23 protein-coding genes, 1 tRNA gene and 3 pseudogenes are annotated in these 25,825 nt (G+C 34.4%); 8 read left to right on the top strand and 19 right to left on the bottom strand.

Annotation, left to right across the window (positions count from 1 at the left end):
- Nucleotides 1-7: 7 nt before the first annotated feature.
- From AAGD91_RS06390 to AAGD91_RS04465, 3 genes and pseudogenes are all read right to left on the bottom strand, one after another.
- Nucleotides 8-226, bottom strand: coding sequence for a transposase (locus tag AAGD91_RS06390; RefSeq protein ID WP_410541925.1), 219 nt, complete (start codon nucleotides 224-226; stop codon nucleotides 8-10).
- Nucleotides 227-410: 184 nt separating this feature from the next.
- A pseudogene (locus AAGD91_RS04470) lies at nucleotides 411-698 on the bottom strand (IS630 transposase-related protein); the annotation flags it as partial.
- A gap of 49 nt (nucleotides 699-747) precedes the next feature.
- A complete protein-coding gene (locus AAGD91_RS04465; protein ID WP_341820768.1) occupies nucleotides 748-987 on the bottom strand; it encodes a hypothetical protein in 240 nt (79 codons plus the stop codon).
- 40 nt (nucleotides 988-1,027) lie between these two features.
- Between AAGD91_RS04465 and AAGD91_RS04460 the strand changes: the two genes are divergently transcribed.
- Together AAGD91_RS04460 and AAGD91_RS04455 are read left to right on the top strand one after the other, a co-directional pair.
- A complete protein-coding gene (locus AAGD91_RS04460; RefSeq protein WP_341820767.1) occupies nucleotides 1,028-1,321 on the top strand; it encodes a transposase in 294 nt (97 codons plus the stop codon).
- A gap of 158 nt (nucleotides 1,322-1,479) precedes the next feature.
- Nucleotides 1,480-1,968 carry a transposase gene (locus tag AAGD91_RS04455; RefSeq protein ID WP_341820766.1) on the top strand — a complete coding sequence of 163 codons (489 nt, stop codon included), beginning with the start codon at nucleotides 1,480-1,482 and terminating at the stop codon, nucleotides 1,966-1,968.
- Nucleotides 1,969-2,173: 205 nt separating this feature from the next.
- Here the strand turns inward: AAGD91_RS04455 and AAGD91_RS04450 are convergent, their stop codons facing one another.
- Complete coding sequence (locus AAGD91_RS04450; protein ID WP_341820765.1) at nucleotides 2,174-5,539, bottom strand: peptidase M2; 3,366 nt, start codon at nucleotides 5,537-5,539, stop codon at nucleotides 2,174-2,176.
- 244 nt (nucleotides 5,540-5,783) lie between these two features.
- On the opposite strand from AAGD91_RS04450, the gene AAGD91_RS04445 reads away from it, so the two are divergent.
- The 3 genes and pseudogenes from AAGD91_RS04445 (at nucleotide 5,784) to AAGD91_RS06385 (ending at nucleotide 8,642) form a co-directional block, all read left to right on the top strand.
- A tRNA-Val gene (locus tag AAGD91_RS04445) sits at nucleotides 5,784-5,856 on the top strand.
- 26 nt (nucleotides 5,857-5,882) lie between these two features.
- A complete protein-coding gene (locus AAGD91_RS04440; RefSeq protein ID WP_341820764.1) occupies nucleotides 5,883-6,755 on the top strand; it encodes a cation diffusion facilitator family transporter in 873 nt (290 codons plus the stop codon).
- Nucleotides 6,756-6,807: 52 nt separating this feature from the next.
- Nucleotides 6,808-8,642: pseudogene (locus AAGD91_RS06385) on the top strand (hypothetical protein).
- Here AAGD91_RS06385 and plsY read toward each other — a convergent pair.
- The 6 genes from plsY to recA all read right to left on the bottom strand — a co-directional run bounded on the left by plsY (nucleotide 8,637) and on the right by recA (nucleotide 14,859).
- Nucleotides 8,637-9,206, bottom strand: coding sequence for a glycerol-3-phosphate 1-O-acyltransferase PlsY (gene plsY, locus AAGD91_RS04425; protein WP_341820761.1), 570 nt, complete (start codon nucleotides 9,204-9,206; stop codon nucleotides 8,637-8,639). The pseudogene AAGD91_RS06385 and the gene plsY sit on opposite strands and share 6 nt — an antisense overlap.
- Before the next feature lie 124 nt (nucleotides 9,207-9,330).
- Entirely contained in the window at nucleotides 9,331-10,797 is a 1,467-nt protein-coding gene (locus AAGD91_RS04420; protein WP_341820760.1) for an amino acid carrier protein, read from the bottom strand.
- A gap of 1 nt (nucleotide 10,798) precedes the next feature.
- Entirely contained in the window at nucleotides 10,799-12,136 is a 1,338-nt protein-coding gene (locus tag AAGD91_RS04415) for an amino acid carrier protein (protein ID WP_341820759.1), read from the bottom strand.
- Nucleotides 12,137-12,167: 31 nt separating this feature from the next.
- Nucleotides 12,168-12,938 (bottom strand): CDP-alcohol phosphatidyltransferase family protein, encoded by a 771-nt coding sequence (locus tag AAGD91_RS04410; protein WP_182183504.1) that lies wholly within the window; start codon nucleotides 12,936-12,938, stop codon nucleotides 12,168-12,170.
- Nucleotides 12,935-13,627 carry a phosphatidylserine decarboxylase gene (locus AAGD91_RS04405; RefSeq protein ID WP_253309960.1) on the bottom strand — a complete coding sequence of 231 codons (693 nt, stop codon included), beginning with the start codon at nucleotides 13,625-13,627 and terminating at the stop codon, nucleotides 12,935-12,937. The genes AAGD91_RS04410 and AAGD91_RS04405 overlap by 4 nt, the downstream gene beginning before the upstream one ends.
- Nucleotides 13,628-13,791: 164 nt before the next feature.
- Nucleotides 13,792-14,859: a recombinase RecA gene (gene recA, locus AAGD91_RS04400; RefSeq protein WP_264687864.1), complete on the bottom strand. Its 1,068-nt coding sequence runs from the start codon at nucleotides 14,857-14,859 to the stop codon at nucleotides 13,792-13,794.
- Between the two features lie 141 nt (nucleotides 14,860-15,000).
- Here recA and truA point away from each other — a divergent pair, with 141 nt between their 5' ends.
- Entirely contained in the window at nucleotides 15,001-15,738 is a 738-nt protein-coding gene (gene truA, locus AAGD91_RS04395; protein WP_341820758.1) for a tRNA pseudouridine(38-40) synthase TruA, read from the top strand.
- Nucleotides 15,739-15,834: 96 nt separating this feature from the next.
- Here truA and dnaN read toward each other — a convergent pair whose 3' ends face one another.
- The 8 genes from dnaN to AAGD91_RS04355 all read right to left on the bottom strand — a co-directional run bounded on the left by dnaN (nucleotide 15,835) and on the right by AAGD91_RS04355 (nucleotide 21,903).
- Entirely contained in the window at nucleotides 15,835-16,992 is a 1,158-nt protein-coding gene (gene dnaN, locus AAGD91_RS04390) for a DNA polymerase III subunit beta (RefSeq protein WP_341820757.1), read from the bottom strand.
- A gap of 123 nt (nucleotides 16,993-17,115) precedes the next feature.
- Nucleotides 17,116-17,613: an invasion associated locus B family protein gene (locus AAGD91_RS04385; protein WP_164225010.1), complete on the bottom strand. Its 498-nt coding sequence runs from the start codon at nucleotides 17,611-17,613 to the stop codon at nucleotides 17,116-17,118.
- Nucleotides 17,606-18,499 (bottom strand): RNA polymerase factor sigma-32, encoded by an 894-nt coding sequence (locus tag AAGD91_RS04380; RefSeq protein ID WP_341820756.1) that lies wholly within the window; start codon nucleotides 18,497-18,499, stop codon nucleotides 17,606-17,608. Before AAGD91_RS04380 ends, AAGD91_RS04385 begins: the two co-directional genes overlap by 8 nt.
- A gap of 307 nt (nucleotides 18,500-18,806) precedes the next feature.
- The gene (locus AAGD91_RS04375; protein ID WP_182184127.1) at nucleotides 18,807-19,058 is read right to left on the bottom strand and encodes a hypothetical protein; all 252 of its coding nucleotides are present in this window, start codon (nucleotides 19,056-19,058) and stop codon (nucleotides 18,807-18,809) included.
- Nucleotides 19,059-19,134: 76 nt separating this feature from the next.
- Nucleotides 19,135-19,275 carry a hypothetical protein gene (locus AAGD91_RS04370; protein WP_341820755.1) on the bottom strand — a complete coding sequence of 47 codons (141 nt, stop codon included), beginning with the start codon at nucleotides 19,273-19,275 and terminating at the stop codon, nucleotides 19,135-19,137.
- A 318-nt stretch (nucleotides 19,276-19,593) separates the two neighbouring features.
- Complete coding sequence (locus AAGD91_RS04365; protein WP_341820754.1) at nucleotides 19,594-19,719, bottom strand: hypothetical protein; 126 nt, start codon at nucleotides 19,717-19,719, stop codon at nucleotides 19,594-19,596.
- Between the two features lie 827 nt (nucleotides 19,720-20,546).
- Nucleotides 20,547-21,335 (bottom strand): diaminopimelate epimerase, encoded by a 789-nt coding sequence (dapF, locus tag AAGD91_RS04360; RefSeq protein WP_341821513.1) that lies wholly within the window; start codon nucleotides 21,333-21,335, stop codon nucleotides 20,547-20,549.
- Complete coding sequence (locus AAGD91_RS04355) at nucleotides 21,316-21,903, bottom strand: nitroreductase family protein (protein ID WP_341820753.1); 588 nt, start codon at nucleotides 21,901-21,903, stop codon at nucleotides 21,316-21,318. Before AAGD91_RS04355 ends, dapF begins: the two co-directional genes overlap by 20 nt.
- An 85-nt stretch (nucleotides 21,904-21,988) precedes the next feature.
- Between AAGD91_RS04355 and AAGD91_RS04350 the strand changes: the two genes are divergently transcribed.
- Nucleotides 21,989-22,516, top strand: a complete 528-nt coding sequence (locus AAGD91_RS04350) for a biotin transporter BioY (protein ID WP_341820752.1) — start codon at nucleotides 21,989-21,991, stop codon at nucleotides 22,514-22,516.
- Nucleotides 22,513-22,923: pseudogene (locus tag AAGD91_RS04345) on the top strand (DUF1284 domain-containing protein). The gene AAGD91_RS04350 and the pseudogene AAGD91_RS04345 overlap by 4 nt, the downstream one beginning before the upstream one ends.
- A gap of 1,438 nt (nucleotides 22,924-24,361) precedes the next feature.
- On the opposite strand, the gene AAGD91_RS04340 reads toward AAGD91_RS04345, so the two are convergent.
- Nucleotides 24,362-25,771, bottom strand: coding sequence for a hypothetical protein (locus AAGD91_RS04340; RefSeq protein ID WP_341820751.1), 1,410 nt, complete (start codon nucleotides 25,769-25,771; stop codon nucleotides 24,362-24,364).
- Nucleotides 25,772-25,825: the final 54 nt, after the last annotated feature.

Here is a 25,825-nt window from a genome sequence, read left to right as displayed (position 1 = left end):
GTATTTTCTAAAACGAATGATAAACGTCTAAAATGGTATTACCAACTAAAAGGTGTAAGTCTGTACATTGATGCATTAGAGGTCTGAGGCGACTTTTGATGGTGTGCCAACAATGCTCTATCGGATTTAGATCAGGTGAATATGTTGGAAGATAAAGCAAATGACAGCCAAAAGACTCTATTAATGACTTTGTTTTGGGAGTTTTATGGAATATAGCATTATCCATAACTATGGTTGTATTACGCTGCAATTGTGGTTTGCTCTAACCATACATTAAATACATCTTTATTACACCCTCCTGTGAAGGTCATTGGTGCAATAAACTTCTTTTCAATCCATCCACCTATTATACTCACTCTTTCCCACTTTTTTCCTGGAACATCAGCATATATTTTTTCTCCTCTTGGAGCTCATGCATATTCTCGGTATAGTCTATTATCAACTCCTGCTTCATCTATATATAAAATGCTACAGTGGTCTATTTTTGAGACTTTATCGATAAATTGCTGCCTATCTTCTTGATTGCGCTCTTGATAGAATGTGACTTTTTTTAAGGTTATTTTTAGCTGTTTTAACCTATACCAAGTTGCACTTATTCCAAAGCCAAGGTTTTGTTTCATTTCTGCTAGTGTGTGATCCGGGTGTTTTTTAACATAGTCTACAAGTATTTTTGGGTCTATTTTCCGAATAAAACCAGTACTTTTTACCGCTTTGAGACCTTGGCCAGTAGCTTTCTTTTTTAACCATCTATATAGTGTCTATCTCAAAAACCTCTGCAACTTCAACCTTTGACTTTCCTTTTTTTACCAAAGATACTGCTTTTTCCCTTAAATCTACACTATATACCATAGCTTTCCCTACTTTAAAAAAACATATTATACCTTTATCATTCGCTTTTGAAAATACTATAGTTTGCTTATGAGCAACCTGGATTCCAGTGGGCTTTGTTGCATCGCTCAAGTAAAAAGAACTGGCAGTTACTGACAAAATTCATTATAAATAGCCATTTAGCTGTTGAAGAAAAAATATGCCACAAAAAATGAGAGTCAGTAACTGCCATGAATATAACAAATTTCTCCAAGAAAGAGGAAGCATTTTTTGTTATATCAATGATGCCATAGAAAATTGGTACGAGAATTGTCCAAAAATGCAGGGCGGCAACTATATTTATAGTGATAAAGTTGTGATTTTGGTGCATATAATCGTCAGTTTCTTTAGAATTGGTTTAAGACAAACAGTCGGGTTTATAAAAGGGTATTTGCAACAAATAGGAAGAGATTTGGTAGTTATCAGCTATTCACAAGCATCAAAAGAAACTTAATATTAAGATAAATGATTGCAGAATTGATAAAAATAATATGGAAGATATCGAAATTGCTATAGACAGTACAGGAATTAGTATATACAACAACACACAGCAAGGAAAATAGCACTGACAGAAAATATCGTGGCTATGAGAAAACGAGAAAATTGCACGTAATGTTGAATATAAACAACAAAAAAGCCATAGCTGTAAAATACAGTAACGGTGTCTACTCTGATCACTATGGAGCTTGTGATTTGCTAAAAGAAGTTGATTTTCAGCATGTCATAAAAGCACTATATGCAGATAGAGCATGTGATAGGCACAAGTTTTATAAGTTGTGTAACGAATATGATATAAAGACAAAAATTCCACCAATAAACAATGCGGCAGAACATCCAGAAATAGATTATATGTCTGGCAGGAATGCTGCTATTACGTTAATAAAATTATACGGTGAAGATGGCATGAAAGAATGGAAAAAAGAAGTAAATTATGGGAAAAGATCTTATATTGAAGGGTTTTTCTCAAGATTAAAGCAAATATTCGGATTTAGTTTTAGGAATAAATCTGAGATAAATCGAGAAAAAGAACTGCTAATCAAATGCTATTTGCTTAATAAATTCACTGATATTGGTATGGCTAAATTTGAGATAGTTACATGAATTTACCATAAATCACCATCTCATAAAGTGTGATGCAACAAAGCCATCCCAGTTTCAAGCACTGGGATGACACCGAAGGGGCTACTCGCATGACAGCTAGCCTGACAACCGTCATCCCGCTACTTGTTAGCGGCTAAGAGATACCGCGAATGAATCGCGGTATGACGTGTTGCTTGGGTCAGCTATACTTGCCTCCCTGTATGTATTAGATGTAGGCTGAGTTGTGGTCGTGATAAATGTGGTCGCTTGTGTAATCAAACATTTTCACAAAGCCATTCTCTAGATAAAGATTATATTCGTGATGTTGATCTGATAATACAATATTATCTTGCTCCCCTAAATTGAAATGACTTGAATCTGACAGCAATTCGTAATTTGGATTATCTATTTTACTAATGCTGCTTATTACTTTGCCATTACCACTTGATATAGCTAAACTATAACTATCACCATCCTTCATTATTTTGATGGACACCTTATCTTCAGGTGACACTATAAGTTTCTTTGTGCCACTATCGTGGATTACGAATTTGCCTTTTTCAAAATAGTATTTGTCTTCCGGCAAAGCACCAACCTTATATCCTGATTCAGCCAATTTGTGCCAAAACTTTAACACAGATTGCTTTTCTGCTCCTTCCGCTCTATCATACAAGGCTTTCACATCATTAGAATCTATGGTTACATTTGCCTTATGCTTCCCTTCTGAACCTTGATCATAGCTCTTTTCTATTTTCAAGATTGTGTCTTTTAATACCTGCTCTTTCTCTTCCACTGAAGATGACCTTTTTGCCCTTGTTGGAATTTGTGGCTGATCAGACTGCATTTCACTATTGTCGTTTGATACAGTTCTCTCTTCAGCAGCTTGTGCAACAACATTAGTAGTATTGTGACTTATGTGTGATGTATCAACTTCTGTCTTAGTTTCACTTACTTGCCCTTTTGGACTTTCGGTTTGTTTCTCTTTTGTGAATATTCTCTGATAGTCCGTGTAGCCTCTATTAGTGTCACCGATATCACCATCACCTTGATCGAAAGTTATTTTTTTACTTCCATTCCCCATGTCCTCAATTTCAACTTGAGGAGAAACAGATGCGAGGAAATCGTTATAACTGTAGTTGTAGTCAGCAGAAAAGAATATTTTCCCTTTGAAGTTATGGAAATTATTAGATAACATTCCAATTTCTTCATCAGTATCACCATCAAATAGTTTTACTTTAGTGAAATATGCTTGATCTTTTATTCTAACTATTTCACCGCTAGAGTTTCTTTGTATGTGGTAATCATTTGGGTCGTACTTTATAGCAAAAAGTTTGCCAGAGCCATATTTCTCTAAGTTTATAAGGCCCACATTTACATGTTTATGGGAATAATCTCTCTTCTCATATTCATGTGCAAATATTGGATCTATATATCTATATTCATCTGGTATATTTGGCATACCTATTGGATGTTCATCACCATCTTTCGTCACCGGAACAAGCTTATATGCTCCGTCTTTTTCCACTAATTTTAGATGAGTAATACTTTGTGGTAGTTGAAACCTTACATTTGCTCCATGGTCATGAATAAATAGATCACCTTTCTCGGTAATATAAAAGCCCATATTTTTGAATTCATATAAGCGCTCGTCTCCTTGCTTTACGACAGCTTCATATACATCATCGTCTGTCCTATCTGTTCCCTTATTATCCAATAATTTTCCTTTTTCCACGATTACTCCATTTGTCTTTTGCTCATCAGAATATTGTGCATGCTCTGAATCTTGATGATTCAAAATTTTGGTACCTCTAAGGAGCAGAGAATCTAAATCTTTTTGGATGTGTCCAGTGCTAGGATGCAACAATTCATTTTCATGTAAATGTGCTTCATCAAAGTATTCATCGCGTTCAACTGTTCTGCCATCTATCAGAGAAGCTTTATAATGACCATTTTCTTTTGTAATAGCCATATAAGCACCACCATCATATTGAGTATTTAAGTCGTGCAATATGTCCTCAAAAACAAAAGTTTCTTTAGTTTGGCCTTCAACTTGCTTAAAAAATCCTGATTCGCTCGATAATTCTCCAAGCTTTGTATTTCCGTCATATATAGACAGTGCACCCATATCTCCTTGACCATGAGCGTGCATAGAAAAAATCTTACCTTCTTGTAGATTAATGTGAGTACCTCTGATTAAGTTTGGATCGATATTGACCAGCTCTCCTAATATTTTTGCTGCCTGAGGATTATTTTCAATCTCATCAACTGCTTTGTTTTTTAGTTGATCAAACTTTAAAAATGCTGGTCTGTATTTTGTATTTTCCTCATTACGTAACTCTTCAATAGTAATCTCTCCTTTATGATATTTTTGATACATTTCATCACGTTCTTTATTCAAATTATCAACCTCATCTACCTGATTCTTAATTTCTGTATCATACTTTGATAGCATCCTTAAAGCCTGATCTTTATACTCTTGACTGTTTTGGTACTCATTACCTTGTTGATCAGAGTAAGTTAGTTTATCCTGTCCATCAGAAGTTTTGATTACCTTTAAGAAATGATATTCCTTTGATATATCGAGGTTATCATTTGTTGCCCTATTTATAGCACGAGCAACATCATAAAATGATACATGTTCTACAGGAGAAAAACTTCCAACGTTTTCTCCATCTATTTTTTCTATATTTGCTTTATAGTAGGATACGTTTTTAATTTCTCCACCCACTATTTCTTGACCAGTTGCTATAAAATCTCCTTTTGTAACTTGCAAAGCGTTGAGATGTTCCATTGCAGTTTCTGTATCATTCTCAGCAAGCCAACTTTTGAAGTCAGCATCATGTCCTTTTATGTCTTTCAAGAAACTTTTTGACTCATCTGAGTTACCTTGACGTAAAGCATCTAGGTAGTCTCTTAATAAACTAGGATCTTTTTCCTGTAAGTACATTATCAACGCATGACCTGTTTTATAAACCAGGCTATTTGCTTCGCTGTCCTTTGAATATTCTAAACTTAAAATTTTATCTAAATCCAAATTTGCAGCTTCAGTTTTGTCGATACTTGATCCTTGAGAATTGAATTTATGATCTGAATGATGCTCAAAGTAATCTGCAATTCCTTCCATTAATACTATAGGTAGGTGCTTACCTCCTGTAGCCAAGTAAGTTAAACCATGTACAAATTCATGCTGAAGGTTATGAACGCCACTTTGCTGATAGACATACATTTCAGCAAAAACATCAGCTTCCCCTTTGTAGTAACATTTACCACCCTCATCTCCAAGGTAAGAACCGAAACGCTCGCTTCCGCCAAGGTGAGTGTAATCATCCTTGTCATCAAACATATAAATTTTAAATGTTTGTTCTGAGTTGCTGTGTTCTAACTTGAATGTATCTTTAAAACTAGTAGCTGTTTCTTTTATCTCACTTTCAATTGTTGCAATTTTACTTGCTCTTAAATTATGAGAATAAACTTCTACTTTAATATTTAAATCTTTAACTTCTACAACATGTGGCGAATTAAACCCTTTGCCGTTATTGTTAAAGTATTCTTCTTTAGTTATATTTTTATTTATTTGTTGATTGATTGTCATAATTCTAACCTCTAATTTATTAACTCTTCAAATATAAGGTGATCTCTACTAAAAAAGTGTGAATTTTCATATTGGTATAATCTATATCTTAGTGAAGAAATATAAGTAATTAATTTAATATGAACAATATAAGATATAGCTTGACCACAAAAAAATCTAAATTCTAACGTTACATTAGGATAGGGTAAGAATTTAAAAGCAAATTGACTTTCATTCCACCAAAGCACTATACTAAAACCACGATGGGTAATTAGCTCAGTTGGTAGAGCACTTGCTTGACGTGCAAGCGGTCGCTGGTTCGAACCCAGTGTTACCCACGTTTTTGTTCATGAAAAGATTTTATATGACAGCAGCACAGTCCAAGCGCTTAATCTATTCCATAATAATAGTTGCGATAACAATGTTTATGGAAATAGTAGGTGGAATAATTTCACATTCGCTTGCTCTACTATCAGATGCAGGGCATATGCTCACTGACCTCTTTGCCTTAGTTTTAAGCTGCTTAGCACACAAATTTTCAGCTAAGAAATCTGATTTGCAAAGATCATACGGGTATCATCGGTTGCAGATAATTGCAGCATTTGTTAATGGTTTAACTTTATTCTTCATTGCAGTAATCGTTATAATTGAGTCAATAAAAAGATTTATTTTTCCGGTAAATGTTGAGTGGAAAGTAATGTTAGTAATTGCTACACTTGGCCTGATCTCTAATATTATAGTCTTTTTTATATTACATAGTAAATGCGAGAGCAATATAAACATAAAAAGTGCTGTACTACACGTTATAGGAGATATTTTAGGTTCTGTAGCTGCTATACTTGCATCCATAATTATCATGTTTACTGGATGGCAAATGGTGGATCCGATTTTATCGGTATTTGTCAGTGTAATCATTTTGAATAGTGGCTACAAAATTCTAAAGAATTCTTGCCACATACTTCTTGAAGGCACACCTGAAGGGATATCTACTGAGGAAATAAAAAGTAAGATCACATCAGAATTACCTGAAGTGATAGATGTGCACCACACACATGCATGGTCACTGTCTGATAATTATTTTATAATTACCATGCATGCCAAAGTAAAGCAAGATGCACAACACACTGATATTTTGTATGAGATAAAAAAAATACTACTAAATAGGTTCGAGATAGCACACTCTACAGTCGAGATCGAATACGATGAGTGTGCGGATAATAAGATACTTAAACATTGACGTTTTAAATTACTATGCTATTACTAGAGCGTAATGATGTTGAAGGTAAGCTATGATAGGTATTTCTCAATTACAATTTCCTTCAAAGGAATCTAGCAGGCTAAAGTTTGTTAGTTACTTTGCAACTTTTATTTCTTTAAGCATTATCACTAACCCTGTTAATGTTCTTTTTTTCTCTTGGTACTATATTCTTCAGGTTTGAAATTAAAACTCTTTATATCTACAAAGAAATAAAAGCGGCAAAACAGCAAAAAATAAGTAAAAAGGAGTATTGGGAAATATTTTTTAAGAACAATGCAATCAAGGTAGCAGCCTTCCTCTTGTTTTCTGCTTTCATAACATATCTCACTTTCACCTCCACTTTCTTACTAATTTCGTTACTGGGAACTATACCACTTACAATGCTATTGGTTTTATTGCAGAGTGAACTGAGACCAAAAGATTTTAACCCATTTACACTGCTTAAAGCTTCCATGAATTTCTTTCGGGAAGGCATGAAAGAGAACTTACGTGGTATGGTTAATAATCTTGATATTGATCTTGAACATTTACTGCCCCATCAATTAAATGATGATATCATTAAAAATATCGATAAATTAAAAGATAAGTATAGTGAACAAGTACCTGAAGACGTAATCAAAAATGATGAATATATTCAATTCATTGGACATATAGATAGTTCATATGAGTTTAGTGATGAAAATAAAGGAAGAGTAATTACATTTTTAAATGACTTTTGCAAAGATGATCAAAAGTCATAGCTCTGGCTTTACAGGTGGACAGATTTTACTTTTAGTTCTGAAAGCCTGCAATGATGGAGACAGAGAAGCTGTAAAAAATAAAAAAGACGCGTTAATTATAAATTTGCTTGATAGCCAAACTTTCTCTAGAAAAGAGCGAATCCCTAACACCTGTTTTACCGGTATTGTCTACAGGATGTTAAGTACGCTAGAGGGTATTCATCCTGATCCAGAAATTAGATTTACTCCCCCAAGGGAAATGTTGCTCTCAGAAGCACAAAATAAAGCACGTGAGTTTATGTTAGACAGGTTAAAAAACAAGAAAAACAGTAAAGAAATTCTTAAGGCTTGGCATACAGTTCAAAATAACCATAAAGATAATGAAAATCAGAAGATAGTTGATGATTTTATTTCAGAAGTAAGTATTCCTTTAATGAGAAAATTATTGAGTTTCACTTCTCAATACAGTGAGCAAGTTGTGCTGGCGTTAATGAAAGATATTAGTTCTATGAAGTTAGTAGAATTATTGGATGAGCGCTTATCTTTTTATATTGCACAAAAAACAAACACAAGATGTTGTGCTGATCGGAATTTCGAATTAGGAGATGAGCGTATAATAAACTTAATAACAAATATAAAAGAAAAAGTTTTTCTAGAGCTTTTAAACCAAAATTTACTCAAGACAGATTTTTCTCTCAAGGATTCATCTTTGGATGGAGCTAAAAGAATAGCTAACAAAATAATAATAGGAGAAGTCGAGAAATTTAGGTCAGAAGCTGCTGAAAAGGCTAGGAAAGTTAACCCTATAGAAGTTCAAGTAGATGCTACATTGCAAAATCTGTCAGCCTTGCCACGAGAAAAGAAGTGTTGCATTGCGTATAGCAGACTAAGTAGCCAGTATAAAGGTGATGAAAGAGAGATAATGGAGAACATCTTACTAAAAAAATTAGAGATAACGAAAAAAGAAATGAATAAGATGCTAGAAGAGAATGATATACGCAAGCTAAAATTAGCACTTGATGATGCATGTAAGAAAAGTGGAAAAAGCATGGAAGAAATGATAAAAGAAGTAGAAGAAGTGGTCTCAAGTCGTTTCTCGCATGAAGTATCTGTTAGTAATATAGCAGCAGAGTCAGCGCGCTTATAAAAATTTATGTTCCTTGCCTTGCAGAAGGTTCATAATATTCTTGTAGTGCTTGAGAAAAACTAGTGTTCCTATAACTAGTAATGTTAAGAACAAATTCCTCTGAAAAAAAAAGGACCATGCTACAACCGTTGAAGTAGCAGTCAAAGAAGCAAGAGAAGAGTATCTAAAGATAAAAAATACCACTATCCAGGTAAATATAAATATCAAGGCAATTGGCATATTAAGTGCTATCAGAACTCCTAAAGTTGTTGCAACTCCCTTTCCTCCACTAAATTTTAGCCATACAGGAAACATGTGTCCTAAAACTGCTAAAATTGCAGATATGTATATACAAAGATTGTCATCGAAAAATTGTTGTGCTATATAAACTGCGATGAATCCTTTCAAGGAATCCAGAAGTAATGCCAGAGCAGCAAGACATTTATTTCCTGTTCTTGCAACGTTTGTAGCGCCAATGTTTCCTGAACCTATTTCTCTTAAGTTTATAACTTTTATTCTTGTAATGATTAAGCTAAACGGTATTGAACCGAGTACGTAGGATAATATGAGAACTATAGCTAACACAGGTAAGATTTACTATCGAAAGACCTCGTCACCCCACTGCTTGTTAGCGGCTGAGATACCGCGGCGGTATGACGTAGGGAAATCTTACTTATTATAGCTATACCTCTCCACATATATCAAAGATTTAATTAATTTTATTATTCCTCAGCCTTTTTAGGTAGCACTGAACTTCATCGTTAATCTGATTACTAAACAGTATAAGCGCTGTCATGTTGATGAGAGCTAAACAAGAGAACAAAGTTCCACCGATATTGGCAATAGCCATTATATCTTTAGAAAGACCAGAAAAAAACGCTACAATTATTACTGCTATGCGGTATATCACTATACTTTTTGCACCGAATAAATATAGCCACCCTATTTCACAACAATATACAAACGAAATTACTGAAGAAAATGCAAACAAAGGTGCAGCTATTGTTAGAAGTATAGGAAACCACGGAGAAACTGTCTCAAATGCTTTTTGAGTGACTAATATCCCTTCACCAACACTAGTCTGGTATGCACCTGTTATTACTATTGTTATTCCTGTTAAACAGCAAATTAACATTGTGTCAAAGCATGGTTCTATCATAGCGACTAGTCCAGTTCTTACTGGTTCTTCATCTTTAGTTGTTGCATGAGTAATTGCAGCAGAGCCAACACCAGCTTCGCTGGCAAAAATTGCTCTTTGAATTCCAGCAACAAATGCTCCTACCATCCCTCCGCCAACAGCATTAAAATCTATCATGCTGGAAAATAATATCTTAAATGTGTGACCAAGATTGTGGATATTAAATCCAATAATAACAAGGCAGCTACATATATATATGAGTGACATAATAGGCACTAGTGCAGAAGATACTCTAGCTATCCTTTTAATTCCGCCAATAATCACTAGAGCAAGCAGCGCAGAGGTTATGGAAGAAAGAAACCAAGAGTGACCATCTACCCAACTTGAATAGCCAGATAATATTGAAACCATTTGGTTGGTTTGAAACGCTACACTTCCACCAAGACCTGATAATACAAAGAATACTGCATATATTGCAGCTAAAACAATACCAAGTTTTTTAAATCCAAATTCCTCCAGACCATTCCTTATATACTGAAAGGGACCACTAAACAATTGCTCCTGATCTTCTGTTCTATGTCTAAATGCTAAAGTCACTTCGGCAAATTTTGCTGACATACCAAAAAAACCTGTAATCATCATCCAAGGCACCGCTCCTGGCCCTCCCATTGAAACTGCAATTGCGACTCCAGCAACAGTTCCAAGGCCTACTGTGCTTGAAAGTGCAGTCATAAATGCCTGAAAATGCGTAATATGACCATCATGGTGATTCGTGTCATATTTTCCACATAAAATAGCAAACGCATGCTTAAACATTCTTATGTTGAGAAATCCAAAACGTAATGTTAGAAACACATAACCAAAAGCTAGTAGAAAGATTATAAATGGCACGTAAAGGATTTTGAAAAACAGCACTTCATTCATGAAGTTATTTATTCCATTCAACACAGCATCATAACTTTCATAAAAACCTGAAGCAGCGTACACATCATTAAACAATAGGCAAAATAACACCATACAAAGTAATCTATAAATCATGTTAATACCCTTTAGAATTGTAATAAGAATCTATTGTATTCAAAACTTCCCTTCTTAGTAGATATATTGCAACAGCATTTGGAATCATAAGGCACATGAACAAACTGTCGCCTAGGTAAGATATAAATTCTATATTTTTTGACATACAACTAATATACACTGAAACCACTATAAGAATTTGGAACGGTATCAGTATTTTTTTATTACCAAATAAATACAGCAGAGCAACTTCACAGTAGTAACAATAAGCTATTATTGTAGAAAATGCAAAGGAAAACATCATTAGCGGAAAAACTAACTTGCTGAACAAGGGCAAAACTGTTGAAAATACCGAACTAATTAGTGTAATATCACCCACGTTATCAGTGCTATGCATACCAGTAATAATTATCACGATACCAGTCAAAAATGAGATTAGTATTGTGTCTATAAGTGGTGCAATCATTGCAACGCATCCAACTTTAATTGGATCTTCTTCTTTTACATCTGAATGTGCTATAACTGCTGTTCCGGTACCTGCTTCGTTAGCAAACACTGATCTTCTCACTCCTGCTATTAATCCGCTCAATACTCCGCCTCCTATAGCTGATTTATTGAAGATGTCTTGGAATATTATGGATAGAGCATTCAGCAAATTACTTCTGTTTACATAAATTAAATATATACACATACCCATATATAGCACTATCATAATTGGTGCTAAGCTCGTTGAAACGAAAGCAATGCGCTTTATTCCTCCCAATATTACAATAAAGACAAGCAGAGATATAATAATATATGCGTTGTATTCGAAGAGGTTATTCGACAATGCTGCTATCTGATTCGCTTGAAATGATATACCGCCCAAAATCATTGCAATAAGTAGCATAATCGCATAAGTAAAGGCAAGAAATCTACCAGTTTTTGCAAATCCAATTTTTGCAAGCCCGTACTTCATGTAATAAAAAGCCCCGCCAGTTGCATTTTCAGAGCGATAGGTGAATGCAAGCACCACCTCGGCAAACTTTATCGACATACCAAGTATTCCGGTAATTACCATCCAAAAAACTGCACTTGGGCCCTCTATTGTGATAGCTATTGCAACTCCTGATATTGTTCCAAGACCAACTGTTCCTGAAATTACTGTTGCAACCGCTTGAATATGAGTGATTATGCCATTGTTATTACACTTTAGATTGAATAGCTTCTGTATTCCATGCTTGAACAATCTAAAGTTAGTGAATTTAAATTGGATGGTACAAAAAACCCCAGTTGCAATTACCCAAATAATTATAAATGGAATGTTGAATATCTTTATGTACAGAAATGAATTCAACAGTTCACTTATTTTTACAATCATGCTGCTCACTACTTTTTATTACAACTTATAGCTAACGAGCTTTATACGAGTAATATATATAAAGCCCAGTGCTTACTGGAATAGTAAGTACATACACTACACCTAAAATTGGTAGCGTCATCCAGGGCTTACTGATGAAAAATATAATAAGTACTCCAAAAAATGACACAAATATATAGGATAGGCTTTTGGGAACATAAATATATTTTGCAGAGAAAGTTGGAATGTGACTTATCGAAAAAAATGAAATGGCCAGAAAGTAACAAGCTACGTTTCTTGTGTTAAAAAATCGCTCTATGAGAAGTAAGTATTCACTCTCATGAGATTGAAAGGTAATAATTATTGGTAACAAAGAAAGTAAAGCACACACTGGAGCTGGAACACCAGAAAAGAAAAATTTTTCCCAGTGTGATTGTTCTGAGTGTAGCGAAACATTAAATCTTGCAAGTCTTATTGATATGCAGATTACGTATATCATTACTAAAATCCAACCTATGACTTTGATTTCGTTTAGCTTCCAAAAATACAAAAGAAATGCAGGCGCTGCACCAAAATTTAGAAAATCTGCAAAAGAATCAAGCTGGGCTCCAAAATCGCTAGTTGATTTTAGAATTCTAGCTATTCTGCCATCCATTCCATCTATTATTGCTGCAATGATGATAAAAATTACTGAGAATTCCCATTGTTCATTAAATGTAAATTTAAGTGAAGTGAGACCAGAACATAAACCCAATAAAGTTATAAAGTTTGGGAATAATTTAGTAATAGGTAAGAATCTACTGTTACTTCCATCGTTATTCATATAACGTCAAAAGTAAGCTTCTCTTGAACGTTTTCCTTATTTAAGTTTGCTATAATTGTTTCACCACCAATAACAGTTTGCCCTTCTGAAACTCTGACTTCTATATCAGCAGGAACATAAATATTCACTCTACTACCAAATCTTATAATTCCAAACCTTTCACCTGCTTTCACATTCTGGGATACTCCTAAATTACAAACGATACGACGTGCAATTAATCCAGCTATTTGCTCCACAATAATTTCTTTTCCCTTTTCGTATTCAATCACAATAACCTGCTTTTCATTTTCATTACTAGACCTATTGCTCATTGCGGATACAAACTTGCCTTTTTTATAATTCATTTCCTTTATCGTACCAGATATTGGTATACGGTTCACATGGACGTTCAAAACACTTAAAAATATGCTAACAAGCGTGAACTTCTTCTCTTCTCCATTTTCTGCCGATAAAGGATAATTAACTTCTTCAATTTTTGAAATCACACCATCAGCAGGACTTAATATAAGATCCTTATTGTTTGGCACAGCTCTTGTTGGATCGCGAAAGAAATAAGTACACAATAATGTCGGAAACAAGCACGTAACACCAAACCCCCAAGATATAGAGAATGCTATACACGTTACTATAAAGGCAACGACTATAAATAAATAACCTTCCCTGTTTATATTAGGTAAACTAAAACACATAATCTTATTCACAATAACCTATTGTTAACAATTTATCATTTATAATTTCTCATGAAAAGCTTTTTTTAACTGCTTCAGCAAAGTCCTCTTGATACAAGGTAACATTACAGATTAGCACACACCGTCATACTGTAACAACCCATCCAACACAAACTAAGTTTAGATCAGAACACTGATTCTTCTAAAAGTTGCTCACTATCCTCGTCTATTATAATAGAATTATCATGATTTCTGAGTAAATCTCTGATTTTCATTTCTATTTCATTTGCGACTTCTTTGTTTGTTTTTAGGTAAGTTTTTACATTCTCTCTTCCTTGTCCAAGACGTGTATTGTTATATGAATAGTAAGCACCTGCTTTTTCAAGCACACCAAGCTTTGCTCCCATATCTATTATTTCTCCGAGTTTTGATATACCTTCATTGTACATTATATCAAATTTCGCTTCTCTAAATGGAGGAGCAACTTTATTTTTTACAACTTTAACTCTTGTTTCATTGCCTGTAATATTTTCTTTGTCTTTTATTACACCAACTTTTCTTATGTCAAGCCTTACAGAAGTATAGAATTTTAATGCATTTCCACCCGTGGTAGTTTCAGGATTTCCATACACTACTCCTATTTTCATACGAATTTGATTAATAAATATCAATATACAGTTCGCTTTTGAAACGGCAGAGGTTAGCTTTCGTAGCCCGTGACTTAGAAGCCTTGCTTGCAGCCCCATATGTTGATCACCCATATCACCTTCAATTTCAGCTCTTGGAGTTAACGCTGCAACAGAGTCAATAACTATCACATCAACCGCACCAGAACACACTAAGTACTCAACAATGTGTAATGCTTGTTCCCCAGTGTCTGGTTGCGAAATTACTAAATCATCAGTGCTTACCCCAAGTTTACGAGCATATAAGACATCCAATGCATGTTCTGCATCGATAAATGCGCATGATCCTCCTTTTTTTTGTGCTTCAGCAATCACGTGCAAGGCAAGAGTGGTTTTACCAGAACTCTCGGGACCAAATATTTCAATTATACGTCCTTTTGGCAGACCTCCAACACCTAGAGCCGAATCAAGCGCAATTGATCCTGTGGATATTGTGTCTATTTTCTCTACAGGGTTTTGCTTCAACTTCATTATTGCACCTTTACCAAATGCTTTTTCAATCTGGCTTATTGCGTTATCTAATGCTTTTTGCTTATCATTATTTCTTTCTTCTGAGTTGTTTGCCATGGATCATTTATTAACTTGTATAACTTTCATGATAATCGAACGTGAACAACCTGCCAAGGGTTTTTTAATAACGAAGAACGTTATCGTAGAAAAATTAGCTACCTAAATTATATTAAGATAGAAAGTTAGATAGACTCTGCAGTGCGATATAAAATAACGATAGAATACAATGGTAGTAGTTTCTCTGGCTGGCAGAAGCAGCAACATTCTGCTAATTCAATCCAGGAAGCCATAGAAAATGCTATATTTAATTTTAGTGGTAAGAAAGTTACTTTGTACTGCGGTGGCAGGACTGATGCAGGGGTTCATGCTTTAGGACAAATTGCTCATTTTGATATGGAAAAGGAATTTGAGCTTTATAGAATAAGAAACGCAATAAATTATCATTTAAAATCAATTCCCATAGTTGTACTGAATGCAGAAGTTGTAGATGATGCGTTTCACGCACGGTTTTCAGCAAAAAAAAGATATTACGAATACAGAATAGTTAATCGCTATGCTCCTGCCGCTCTGGAGACAGGTTATGTATGGCAAGTGTTTAACCCACTTGATGTAAATATTATGCGTGAAGCTGCTAAACATCTACTTGGAAAACATGACTTTTCAAGTTTTCGTTCAAAAGATTGTCAAGCCGCAAATCCGATGAGAACAATTGATGATATCGATATAATACAAAATGGGAATCATATACACATCAAAATATCTGCTATTTCCTTTTTACATAACCAAGTGAGGATCATTGTGGGTACTTTAGTTGAATTTGGAAAAAATAGAACTAATCCACAAGAAATGCTAAATATATTAAACCAATGCAAAAGAAATGCAGCTGGAGTTACTGCACCACCTTTTGGCTTATATTTGGTAAAGATAGATTACTAATTTAATAAAAAGTAACGTTCTTAGTGAAATAAGTAACAACACGTCATACCGCCACGGTATCTCCAGATCCTGCTAACAAGAAGCGGGATGACAAGTTTAAGTTCTCATTGGCATTACTACATATAATACACTTGAATCGTCTTCATCAGTGATAATTGTAGCACTATTACCATCGGCTAAGCTAAACTTACATTTATTTTTTATGCAGGATAGAACATCAAGTAAATAACGCGAGTTAAACCCTATTTCTATAGGGGCTTCATTGTAGTCCACTTCTATGGATTCAGTTGCATCATTGCACTCTTGAGAGTTTGAATGCAGAGTCAGCAGCTTTTCTTGTAGTGAGAATTTAATGGATTTTACTTTATCAGATACAACAACGGAAACTCGATCTATAACATCTGAAAGTTTTTTACTTTCAATAATCATATGCTTATCTTGAGATGCTGGAATAACTGCTTTATAATTTGGAAAAGTCCCATCTATTAATTTTGATATTAGAATATATTCACCGCATGTAAACTTGATTTTTCTGTCTGAGAGTTTTACATTAATTTCATTACAGTCGTCCAATATTTTTAACAGCTCCATAACAGTTTTACGTGGAATGATCACACCAAATTCGCCATTGATGTTCCCAGGCTTTGGTCTCTTTATATATGATAAACGGTGACCATCAGTTGCAACGCAGTACAGAAACTGCTCGTCTGTATGTAGATATATTCCATTTAAATTATACCTTGTATCATCTAGTGATACAGCAAATTTTGTTTTAGTTAATAAGTCTATCAGGTCCGTATTTAGTAGAATAAAATCATGTTTATAATTGTCTTCTTCAAGAGCAGGAAAGCTGCTTGAAACTACATTCGGTAAAGAAAAGTTTGCATTTCCGCAAGACATCAATAATTTTCTTTGGTTGTTTACTTCAAAATTGACATCCAAATCAGCGGGTAACTTCTTCACTATGTCATGTAAAGTATGCGCTGAAATTTTTACTTCTCCTTCTGTTAATACGGTTGCAGCAAGTGAGGCAAACATTGAAATGTCAAGATCAGTTGCCATTAATTTTATGCTGCCGTGTTGTGCTTTGATATTTACACATGCCAAAACATCTATTGCATTACGCCTTTCAACCACTCCACTTACTCTGGATAATGTATTTAAAAGACTTGTACGGCTCACGCTAAAACGCATCTGCTCGCACACAGAATTTTGCTTTTTGATTTCTGTATCTACACCTGCAACCTCTGACATTGCTAACTCTCAAAAATATATTTTAAATGATATCCACATCCCATATAAAGTAAAGTGCTATTTATATTTCCATTGAAAGAGTAGTCCAGTTTATACTATAGCTGGGTATTTTGTTACAATGATTTACTTTGTATGGCATAAATCATGCATTTTTTGATACGCTTTTTGAAAACCAAGTAGGGAATAAGTATCATCAATGGTCACTGTTTTTGTTTTTCCATTAACTACCATTGATAATCCCTGCTTCATTTTTAGAATGAGATCTTGATCTATTTTTGTATGCTCTGCCCACGCAAAACTTCCCTGTATTATAGGCAGTGTATATTTAATTTTTTTGTCGATATTGAGAGCTACAGGCTCCTTATCATACTGAAAACCAGAGGTAACGCTTACCTCATCTGCTTTTTTATCAACATAACTGACCATTACATACGGCTTGCGATTGGTTGTATAATGCTCGCTTTTTGTCTTAGGGTAAGATACAATGTAACACACTTTCTCTCCATCTTCTGATGCAGTATATACAAGCCAGTCTTTGTATTTTTCCTTCAATTGCACATCACTAACCGATGCAAAAGCGCCTATTGAAAAAAATATTAGAAATATAAAGAAACTACGCATGCAAACCAAATTCCAAACTTTCTGATTGTATATATTGTTTTACCTTAGCCATCGCCTGCTCAGCCAACTGTCTTATTCTTTCTCTTGAAACACAATATTTTTTACTAAGTTCATCTAGAGTTTGAGTGTTTTCAGACAAATATCTACTGATAAAAATGTCTCTTGCCCTTTCGTTGAGGCTCGCTAGTGCATTGTTTAAAATTGTTTCTTTTAATTCTTTTTCTTCATGATTCTGATAGGTTACTTCTTGACTGACCAAGTTACATGGGATCATATCTTGCAACTCCCTTTTAGAGTCATCACCTATTTTTATGCAATCGTTTAGCGACTGATCCTTACAAGCCAAACGGTAATTCATCTGCAGAACATCTCCTTCGGATACAGAAAGCTCATTAGATATTGTTTTTATTTCTTCATTGCTTAAAGTCTCTCTGTTTGTATACTGTAAAATTCTTTTTTTTATTTTACGTAAACTAAAAAATAATCTTCTTTGTGCTTGCGTTGTGCCTATTTTCACGAACGACCAAGATTTCAATATAAAGTCTTTTATTGAAGCTTCAATCCACCACACTGCATAAGTTGAAAAACGAAACCCTAAATCAGGATTAAACTTTTTTACTGCATGCATTAAACCCATATTCCCTTCCATGACCAGGTCCATCAACAATAGTCCATAATTTTTGAATTTCATTGCAATTTTCACTACCAAATTCAAATGGCTGGTAATCAATTTATGAGCAGAAGAAATATCCTTATATTGGTTCCAATTTTTTGCTAATCGTACCTCTTCCTCTTGAGACAGCATAGGGAATTTTTGCACTCTAGCAATATATTGCATGAGATTGGTTCTGCTATCAACACATAAGCTTGCCATTGGGGTCAACATAACAACTTAAATTAAAACTTCATATATATAATATATTGATTTTCGAGCAAAAATTCAAGCTTTGATTTGAAAAAAAGTACAAACCTTCTATCTAATTGGGATCTTAAAGACGATAAGCCCCAACATCAGCTACCTGGGTAACACTATATATGACATCCTGCCAGCGTGTAATGATGAACATTATAGTTTAAATACGTAGTAAGTGGTGTTATTCCAGTGCCTTGACACTGGAATCCACATTTCTTTTTTCTAGATCCCAGTGGGCTTTGTTGCATAGCAACGTAAGTTTTTTCCAGAGTAAATAATTTTATGCGACTATTTCAAATTTAGGCATACCAATTGCAGTAAATTTGTTCATTAAGTAGCATTTAATAAGTAGTTCCTTCTCTCTATTTGTCTCAGATTTATTCTTAAAACTAAACCCAAATATTCGCTTCAACCTTGAGAAAAATCCTTCAATATACGATCTTTTTCCGTAATTTACTTCTTCTTTCCATCTTTTTATACCATTCTCACCATGTAATTTCATTAACTGAATAGCGGCATTTCTATCAAGCATATAATCCAATTTTGGATGCTCTGCTGCGTTGTTTTTCGGAGGAATTTTCGTTTTTATGCCATATTAATTATACAGCTTATAGAGCTTTTTTATCATATGCCCTATCTGCATATAGTGCTTTTATAGCATATTTAACATCAAATTTCCCCAATGCTCCATAGTGATCAGAGTAAACGCCATTACTGTATTTTGTAGCTATGACTTGTTTGCTCAACATTATGTGCAATTTTCTTACTTGTTTATAGCCGCGGTACTCTCTATCTCTGCTATTCTCTTTGCTGTGTGTTGTTGTATATACTAATTCCTGTACTGTCTATAGCAATTTCGATATCTTCCATGTTATTTTTATCAACTCTGCAATCATTGATCTTAATATCAAGTTTCTTTTGATGCTTGTGAATAGCTGCAAATTTTTTCCTATTTGTTCAATGTATCCCTCTAAAAATCCCACTGTTTGTCTCAAACCTATTCTGAATAGATGGGTTATTATATGTATCAAAATTACCACTTTGTTGCTGTAAATATTGTTGCCACCCTACATTTTTGGCCCAATTTCATACCAATTTTCTATGGCTTCGTTGATATAATGAAAAATATTTCTTCTTTTTTCTAGAAATTTGTTATATTCTCTATGGTTACTGACTCTCATTTTTTGTGGCATATTTATCCTTAAATCGTCATTTTATAATGAATTTAGTCAGTAATCACTAGTTTTTCTGCTGCTATGTAACAAAGCCCACTGGGATCCAGGAATTTTGATTGGATACTGAGTTGGTGAGTATAAAAGTATAGCTAACGTGAGCTCTGCGTCATGCCGCCACGGTATCTCAGCAGATCCCGCTAACAAGCAGCGGGATAACGATTGTCAGGGTGTCATCCCAGTGCCCAGACTACTTGGATCCAGAAAACTTAACTTTAAATAAGTGGCTGCATAATAAAGACTAGATTCCAGTGTCAAGCACTGGAATGACATCATCTTGGATAGCGTCACGCACTGCCCAGTTCATGTTAGCCATAAATATTTAAGAAATTTACCAAATGAAAAAAAAGGCAAAAGAAGCCCCGTGGTTGGCTAGTTACTTACATTATACTTTCAAGTATGGCGTTTTTTTATTCTAAACGCTGCGATTCAGCTGCTTTTAAATGCAGTTAACCTAAATTATAAACGTTAAGAAATTTACTAAGTAAAAAAAAGGCAAAGAAACCCCAGGGTAGCTAGTATTCAAATTCTCCCTTGTCTATTTGACGTCTTTTACTGTCTTAAACGCTTTATAAGCGCGTTTCGGCTTGTATAGGTAGAAACCTAAAGTTTTATAAAGACATGAAGTGCACATAGTGCAAAAAATTAAGCATGATTTACGCCAAATACATTAAGTTTTTTTGTCATTAATCCACTGCAGAGATTGCGAAGATAAATAAATAGCTTCAGTATTATGATAAGGGAGCTGGCGGAGTTTGTCAAGTAGTTTTGCATTGTGAAAACAATTATCACAAAAATCCTATATCACCGGTCATGAATACGTTATTTGCCCATTCGATTAATAACTTACCTCCTGGTAAATCTACTGAAGTCTGTTGGGCAGTCAGATATCCACGTAGTGTGGATGCAACAAGTGCTGCACAGGCTGCACTACCGCATGATGCAGTAATGCCTGTACCTCTTTCCCAAACTCTTAAAGCTATTTCTCCAGACTTTTCAACTTGTGCAATACTAATATTAATTTTCTGAGGAAATAGTACGTGATTTTCTAGCTTTGGTCCTAAATTTCGCAATGGTATTTCACTTATGTTATCAACAAAAAAAACTATATGAGGGTTACCAATATTTACTGCAACAGGATCTTTTAGCATTTCAAGCTCTATAGGTAAGTGAAGAGTGTCACACTCAGTAGACAAGGGAATTTCATGCCATTTTAGCAAAGGTTTACCCATGTTAACCTTTATGGATTTATCACCAACTTTAAAACACTCTAAAATGCGTTTATTTACCAGCTCAATAGTGATATACTCAGTACCTTTTTGTGACATTATCAAATATCCAACACAGCGTGCTGCGTTTCCGCACATTTCAGCTCGACTACCATCAGCATTATAGATATGTATAAAGCAGTCTGCAGCATTAGACATTGTTATAATTATCACTTGATCACAACTGCTTTGATCAGCAATTTGTCTATAGTTCCAGTCTAAATTGTTTGTTGAACGTGAGTCTATGATAACAAAATTATTGCCAGTACCGTGCATCTTGATAAAATTTTTAGGACCTTGGCCACTCATCATAAAAAAATATTTCTTCTATTGGTCTTCTTTTTTTCTTACTTGTTTCAGCGTCCTCTTCTTCGTAACCAACCGCTATCACTGACATTACATTAAAATCATCGGATATGTTGAATCTTTCTACTATTTTATCTCTATCAAATCCACCCATTTGATGAGCCATTAAGTTCACAGATGCAGCCTGTAGCATAAGTGCATAATTTGCTGCACCAGTATCATGACTAGCCCAAAGATTTTCTCCTTTACCTCGTTTACGGAAGTTTTTAGCACTTAAAGATATGATTAACACTTGTGCATCTTTTGCCCATTTTTGATTAGATTCATCAAGACAATTTAGCAGCTTTTCCCATGCGCTTTGATTGTTCTGTTTGTTGCATATCACATATCTCCAAGGTTCATCACCAAAACATGAGGGAGTCAGCCTTACAGCTTCCACTAAAATATCCATGTCTTCCTGAGATATTGCTCTTGTAGTATCGTATGAACGTCCGCTGTGTCTTGCTTTCATCAACGATAATAGATCTTGTTTACTCATCATTTTTAATTTAATAGTGCGTAAATAATTCATTGTAGCACAATATGAGCAAAATTTAAATTGCAAAACCTCTTATACACATATATTACATTTAATAAGTTATTTTTATTGGGAAGGTATGTTTATAACACAATCTAGCAGCAGATCAACACTGGCTGAAATATTGTCTTGCGTTTTACTTTTATTCTTGATGGCTCAAATAAGCGTACCATTGCAGCCTGTGCCTATCACATTGCAAACTTTAGGAGTAATGCTTATTGGGCTTAAATTTAACTGCAGAACAGCATTCTATTCTGTGCTTACATATCTATCACTTGGTGCAGCAGGATTTCCTGTTTTTGCGAATTTTTCTGGTGGTTATCACATTTTTCTCGGACCAAAAGGTGGATATTTAATTGGCTTTTTAGCTGCTGTTATGGTAATGAGCAAAGTAAATGAATTACTGAACTCTAAATATAAATCATTTGTGTGTAATTCTTTAAGTTGTCTGGCTGGTACAGTTGTAATCTTTATTTGTGGTGTTAGTTGGCTTGCTGTTTACTTGGGTCTGGGACAAGCAATAATGGTGGGTGTTTTATCATTTATCCTTCCTGGTTTGGTAAAAATTTTTCTACTCGTAGCGGCTTTGCAGTATTTGAAAAAGTGATAAGGTTTCGTCCTCATCATTTCATGTGCACTCTTGCATTTCAGGGATATGGGTATTCTCAGGGTTTTGTAGAAAATTATAAAAAGATAGCAAGCAAAGTAATTAGTGATCCTAACACTCAAATCGAAGTAGTCGGCAATCTTGATAGTATTTGTAGTGCTTGCCCAAACCAGATTAAACAAGGTAAATGCACCACATAAGCTAAAGTTTTAGACCTAGATAGAAGGCATATGGGAATTTTAGGAATAAAAATTGGCGAGACTTTAACTTGGAATGAGGCGGTAAAAAAGATTAGAGAGAAAATGTCTTTAAAGAAATTTGATTACGCATGTGAGGGGTGCAACTGGCAGCCATATGGAATATGTAAAAATGCTCTTTTAAATTGTCATTCCTATAAAGGTAGTTGACAAAATGTTAAGATAAATTGAAGCATTTTTGTGGAAATAGACTTCTTGCACTACCTCCCAAGCCACAACTGTCATTCAGTAGAAACAAAAAACTTGCTTGACAAACTCCGCCAGCCCCCTTATCATAACACTGAAGCTATTTATTTATCTTCGCAATCTCTGCAGTGGATTAATGACAAAAAAACTTAATGTATTTGGCGTAAATCATGCTTAATTTTTTGCACTATGTGTACCTCATGTCTTTATAAAACTTTTAGGTTTCTACCTATATAAGCCGAAACGCGCTTATATAGCGTTTAAGACAGTAAAAGACGTCAAATAGACAAGGGAGAATTTGAATACTAGCTACCCTGGGGTTTCTTTGCCTTTTTTTCCGCTCAGTAAATTTCTTAACGTTTATAATTTAGGTTAGTCGCATTTAAAAGCAGCTAAATTGCAGCGTTTAGAATAAAAAACGCCAATATTTTGAAGTACATATAAATAACTAGCCAACCATGGGGCTTCTTTTGCCTTTTTTTTACCTGGTAAATTTCTTAATGTTTGTAGCTAAAGCAATGTAAGAGACCGAAAATGGTGTCATTCCAGCGCGTGACGCTGGAATCTAGTCTTTATTATGCAGCCACTTATTTAAAGTTAAGTTTTCTGGATCCAAGTAGTCAGGGCACTGGGATGACACCTTGACAATCGTCATCCCGCTACGTGTTAGCGGGATCTATGCTAAGAGATACCGCGAATGAATCGCGTTATGACGGTCTGCGGCGATATGACGGTTCGCGGTGGCATGACGATAACTTCGTCATCCCGCTACTTGTTAGCGCTTACTATTACCCACAAATATAAATGTTTGTTGCATAGCTCTTAATGGCATAACTTTTGCTTGAAATAACTGTTTATATGGTGCAATTTACAGCTTTTAGTTGCTAAAATTATAACTCTTAGTTTAATAATTTTAATCCAATAAGCTTTCAGGTTAATAAAATTAAATTATTTGAGTAAATACAATACTATGTTTTTATTTGTGGGTAATAGTAAGTTGTTAGCGGGATCTAGAGATACCGCGGCGGTATGACGTAGGGAAACCTTTCTTGGTTAGCTACAGCAGCTTGCAAACCATTCAGAAAAGGGAAGACAAAACTATAAAAAACCATAGGCGCCAGATGGTTTTTAGCTAAAGTCAAGTGTCTGGAATTTTAGACATAGAATCCCCCATATGAACAAGATTCAGAAAAAATGCAACGTACATTGGGCAGAGATTAAGTATATGTATACACGCTGAAGAAGATACGCCACATTTTTAACTGAAATTTAGATGAAAAGTCTGCAGACGGAGATAGATTTTGAGCTCTCTAAATATCTCTAATTGTCATTATAATAAGGCTTTGAATATGCAGAAGTAATTTTTTTAGTTAAAATAAAAAAGTTTTCTGCTATAGCATCACTAAGTAGCAGAAGACCTTGCATGACCTCCAAAAAATGCTTTTACTCTTTCAAGATAAGTAGGTGGTACTGGAGGAATTTCTATACCATCTATAACAGCGCTTATTGCTTCTTTTACATCATCGCTTGTAATTAACTCTTTTAATTTATGCTTTATAGGGCCTCTTCCAACATCTTGCCCATACCTATTGTAATAATCCACATATAATTCATTAAAGACAGATTGTTTTGCTTCTTCTATCAGTTTACTGATGTTGCTTTTTATTTGAGGATCCATATCACCATCAAAATAAAAATTATCAAAATTGTCCTTTAAAACTGTAATTTTTTTATTGTTACAGCTTCTAAGGAATTTTTCCGTAATGCTTGGCATTCTCTCGTACACTTGAGAGTTTACTTCAACTGTAAAGTTATTTTTAGCTTCAAGACAACTAAGTGAATAAATAATACGATTAAACATTCCAAGATAACATGCACCATTTCCTTCTTTTAAACGCATCAGTAACATGCACTTTAGAAAATCTGTATCTAACTTTTGATCCTTAGCTGCAGTCAAAACTAAATTTGCAGTTTGTGTAAGTGTCAGACTAGTTCTTGATTCTTGCCAAGTTGCCCGGTTGGAGCCATTAAAATTAAGATAAAGGTTTAATTGCTCTTTTTCTTGAGTTGTAAGCTCATCTGAATTATTTATGTAGTCTTCAAACTCTTTATTGAGTACATTTGGTTGAGCTTCAAATTTCTCTTTTAACTCTTGAGCGCATTGGAAAATACCATGTTCAAAACTACTCGTGTGAACACTCTGACTACTAGTGCCCAAATCACTTACATTAAAAAAAAAGCTTAGCTGCTTTACATTCAAACCCAAAGGTGAGAAAAGCCTCACTAATGGATACTTTATCAATTCAAGAAGTGCTACTGGGATTAATAATATAGTATTGATAAACACTAAACATATACTAGTACCTATTACTCTACTACCTAATAATATTCTGCTGAGCTCTGATACCTTCAATGCACAGTACAAAAATGGTAATTGAATGCAATATATCAAATATATATAGAAAAACAAAATTTTATCTTTCAACCCTATTGTTGGGTCATTATATACTTCAGAAAAAATACCATCACCACTATTTTCATTTTTGAAAGATTGATAGCTGCTTGTAATCTTTTCTGTAAAGATAGAACAGAGCTTATGCAGCCCGTAGCACGAAACGCCAATAGCTAGAAAAATTGCAAGTGTTCCAAAAAGGGCTAATACTTCACTTGAAGTTTTAGCAAGAAGGAATGCATGAAGCATACTAATAAAGATCTCAAGCAAACAATCAAATAAAATCATCGCTGCAATAGCAGCACCAATTAATAAAACATACCCATAAACAACCAAAAATCTTTTTAACCTCAGATTCATAACCTTCACTTAATAACTTGTTAATATAATCTATTTTAGAAATAAATTGAAAAA

Source organism: Wolbachia endosymbiont (group A) of Myopa testacea, from assembly GCF_964027115.1.
In the GTDB taxonomy this organism is placed as follows: Bacteria; Pseudomonadota; Alphaproteobacteria; order Rickettsiales; family Anaplasmataceae; genus Wolbachia.
This window is presented reverse-complemented; position numbering and strand designations above follow the sequence as displayed.

Excerpts from the sequence above, each read along its gene's own strand:
- AAGD91_RS04420 (WP_341820760.1), bottom strand. The coding sequence starts at position 10,797 with ATGATTTATAGATTACTTTGTATGGTGTTATTTTGCCTATTGTTTAAT.
- AAGD91_RS04415 (WP_341820759.1), bottom strand. The coding sequence starts at position 12,136 with ATGATTGTAAAAATAAGTGAACTGTTGAATTCATTTCTGTACATAAAG.
- AAGD91_RS04385 (WP_164225010.1), bottom strand. The coding sequence starts at position 17,613 with ATGCGTAGTTTCTTTATATTTCTAATATTTTTTTCAATAGGCGCTTTT.
- dnaN (WP_341820757.1), bottom strand. The coding sequence starts at position 16,992 with ATGTCAGAGGTTGCAGGTGTAGATACAGAAATCAAAAAGCAAAATTCT.
- AAGD91_RS04355 (WP_341820753.1), bottom strand. The coding sequence starts at position 21,903 with ATGAATTATTTACGCACTATTAAATTAAAAATGATGAGTAAACAAGAT.
- AAGD91_RS04410 (WP_182183504.1), bottom strand. The coding sequence starts at position 12,938 with ATGAATAACGATGGAAGTAACAGTAGATTCTTACCTATTACTAAATTA.
- AAGD91_RS04380 (WP_341820756.1), bottom strand. The coding sequence starts at position 18,499 with ATGTTGACCCCAATGGCAAGCTTATGTGTTGATAGCAGAACCAATCTC.
- AAGD91_RS04370 (WP_341820755.1), bottom strand. The coding sequence starts at position 19,275 with ATGTTGAGCAAACAAGTCATAGCTACAAAATACAGTAATGGCGTTTAC.
- AAGD91_RS04365 (WP_341820754.1), bottom strand. The coding sequence starts at position 19,719 with ATGCCACAAAAAATGAGAGTCAGTAACCATAGAGAATATAACAAATTT.
- AAGD91_RS04460 (WP_341820767.1), top strand. The coding sequence starts at position 1,028 with ATGCCACAAAAAATGAGAGTCAGTAACTGCCATGAATATAACAAATTT.
- dapF (WP_341821513.1), bottom strand. The coding sequence starts at position 21,335 with ATGAGTGGCCAAGGTCCTAAAAATTTTATCAAGATGCACGGTACTGGC.
- recA (WP_264687864.1), bottom strand. The coding sequence starts at position 14,859 with ATGGCAAACAACTCAGAAGAAAGAAATAATGATAAGCAAAAAGCATTA.
- AAGD91_RS04350 (WP_341820752.1), top strand. The coding sequence starts at position 21,989 with ATGTTTATAACACAATCTAGCAGCAGATCAACACTGGCTGAAATATTG.
- AAGD91_RS04450 (WP_341820765.1), bottom strand. The coding sequence starts at position 5,539 with ATGACAATCAATCAACAAATAAATAAAAATATAACTAAAGAAGAATAC.
- AAGD91_RS04440 (WP_341820764.1), top strand. The coding sequence starts at position 5,883 with ATGACAGCAGCACAGTCCAAGCGCTTAATCTATTCCATAATAATAGTT.
- AAGD91_RS04375 (WP_182184127.1), bottom strand. The coding sequence starts at position 19,058 with ATGCTTGATAGAAATGCCGCTATTCAGTTAATGAAATTACATGGTGAG.
- AAGD91_RS04405 (WP_253309960.1), bottom strand. The coding sequence starts at position 13,627 with ATGTGTTTTAGTTTACCTAATATAAACAGGGAAGGTTATTTATTTATA.
- AAGD91_RS04455 (WP_341820766.1), top strand. The coding sequence starts at position 1,480 with ATGTTGAATATAAACAACAAAAAAGCCATAGCTGTAAAATACAGTAAC.
- AAGD91_RS04340 (WP_341820751.1), bottom strand. The coding sequence starts at position 25,771 with ATGAATCTGAGGTTAAAAAGATTTTTGGTTGTTTATGGGTATGTTTTA.
- AAGD91_RS06390 (WP_410541925.1), bottom strand. The coding sequence starts at position 226 with ATGGATAATGCTATATTCCATAAAACTCCCAAAACAAAGTCATTAATA.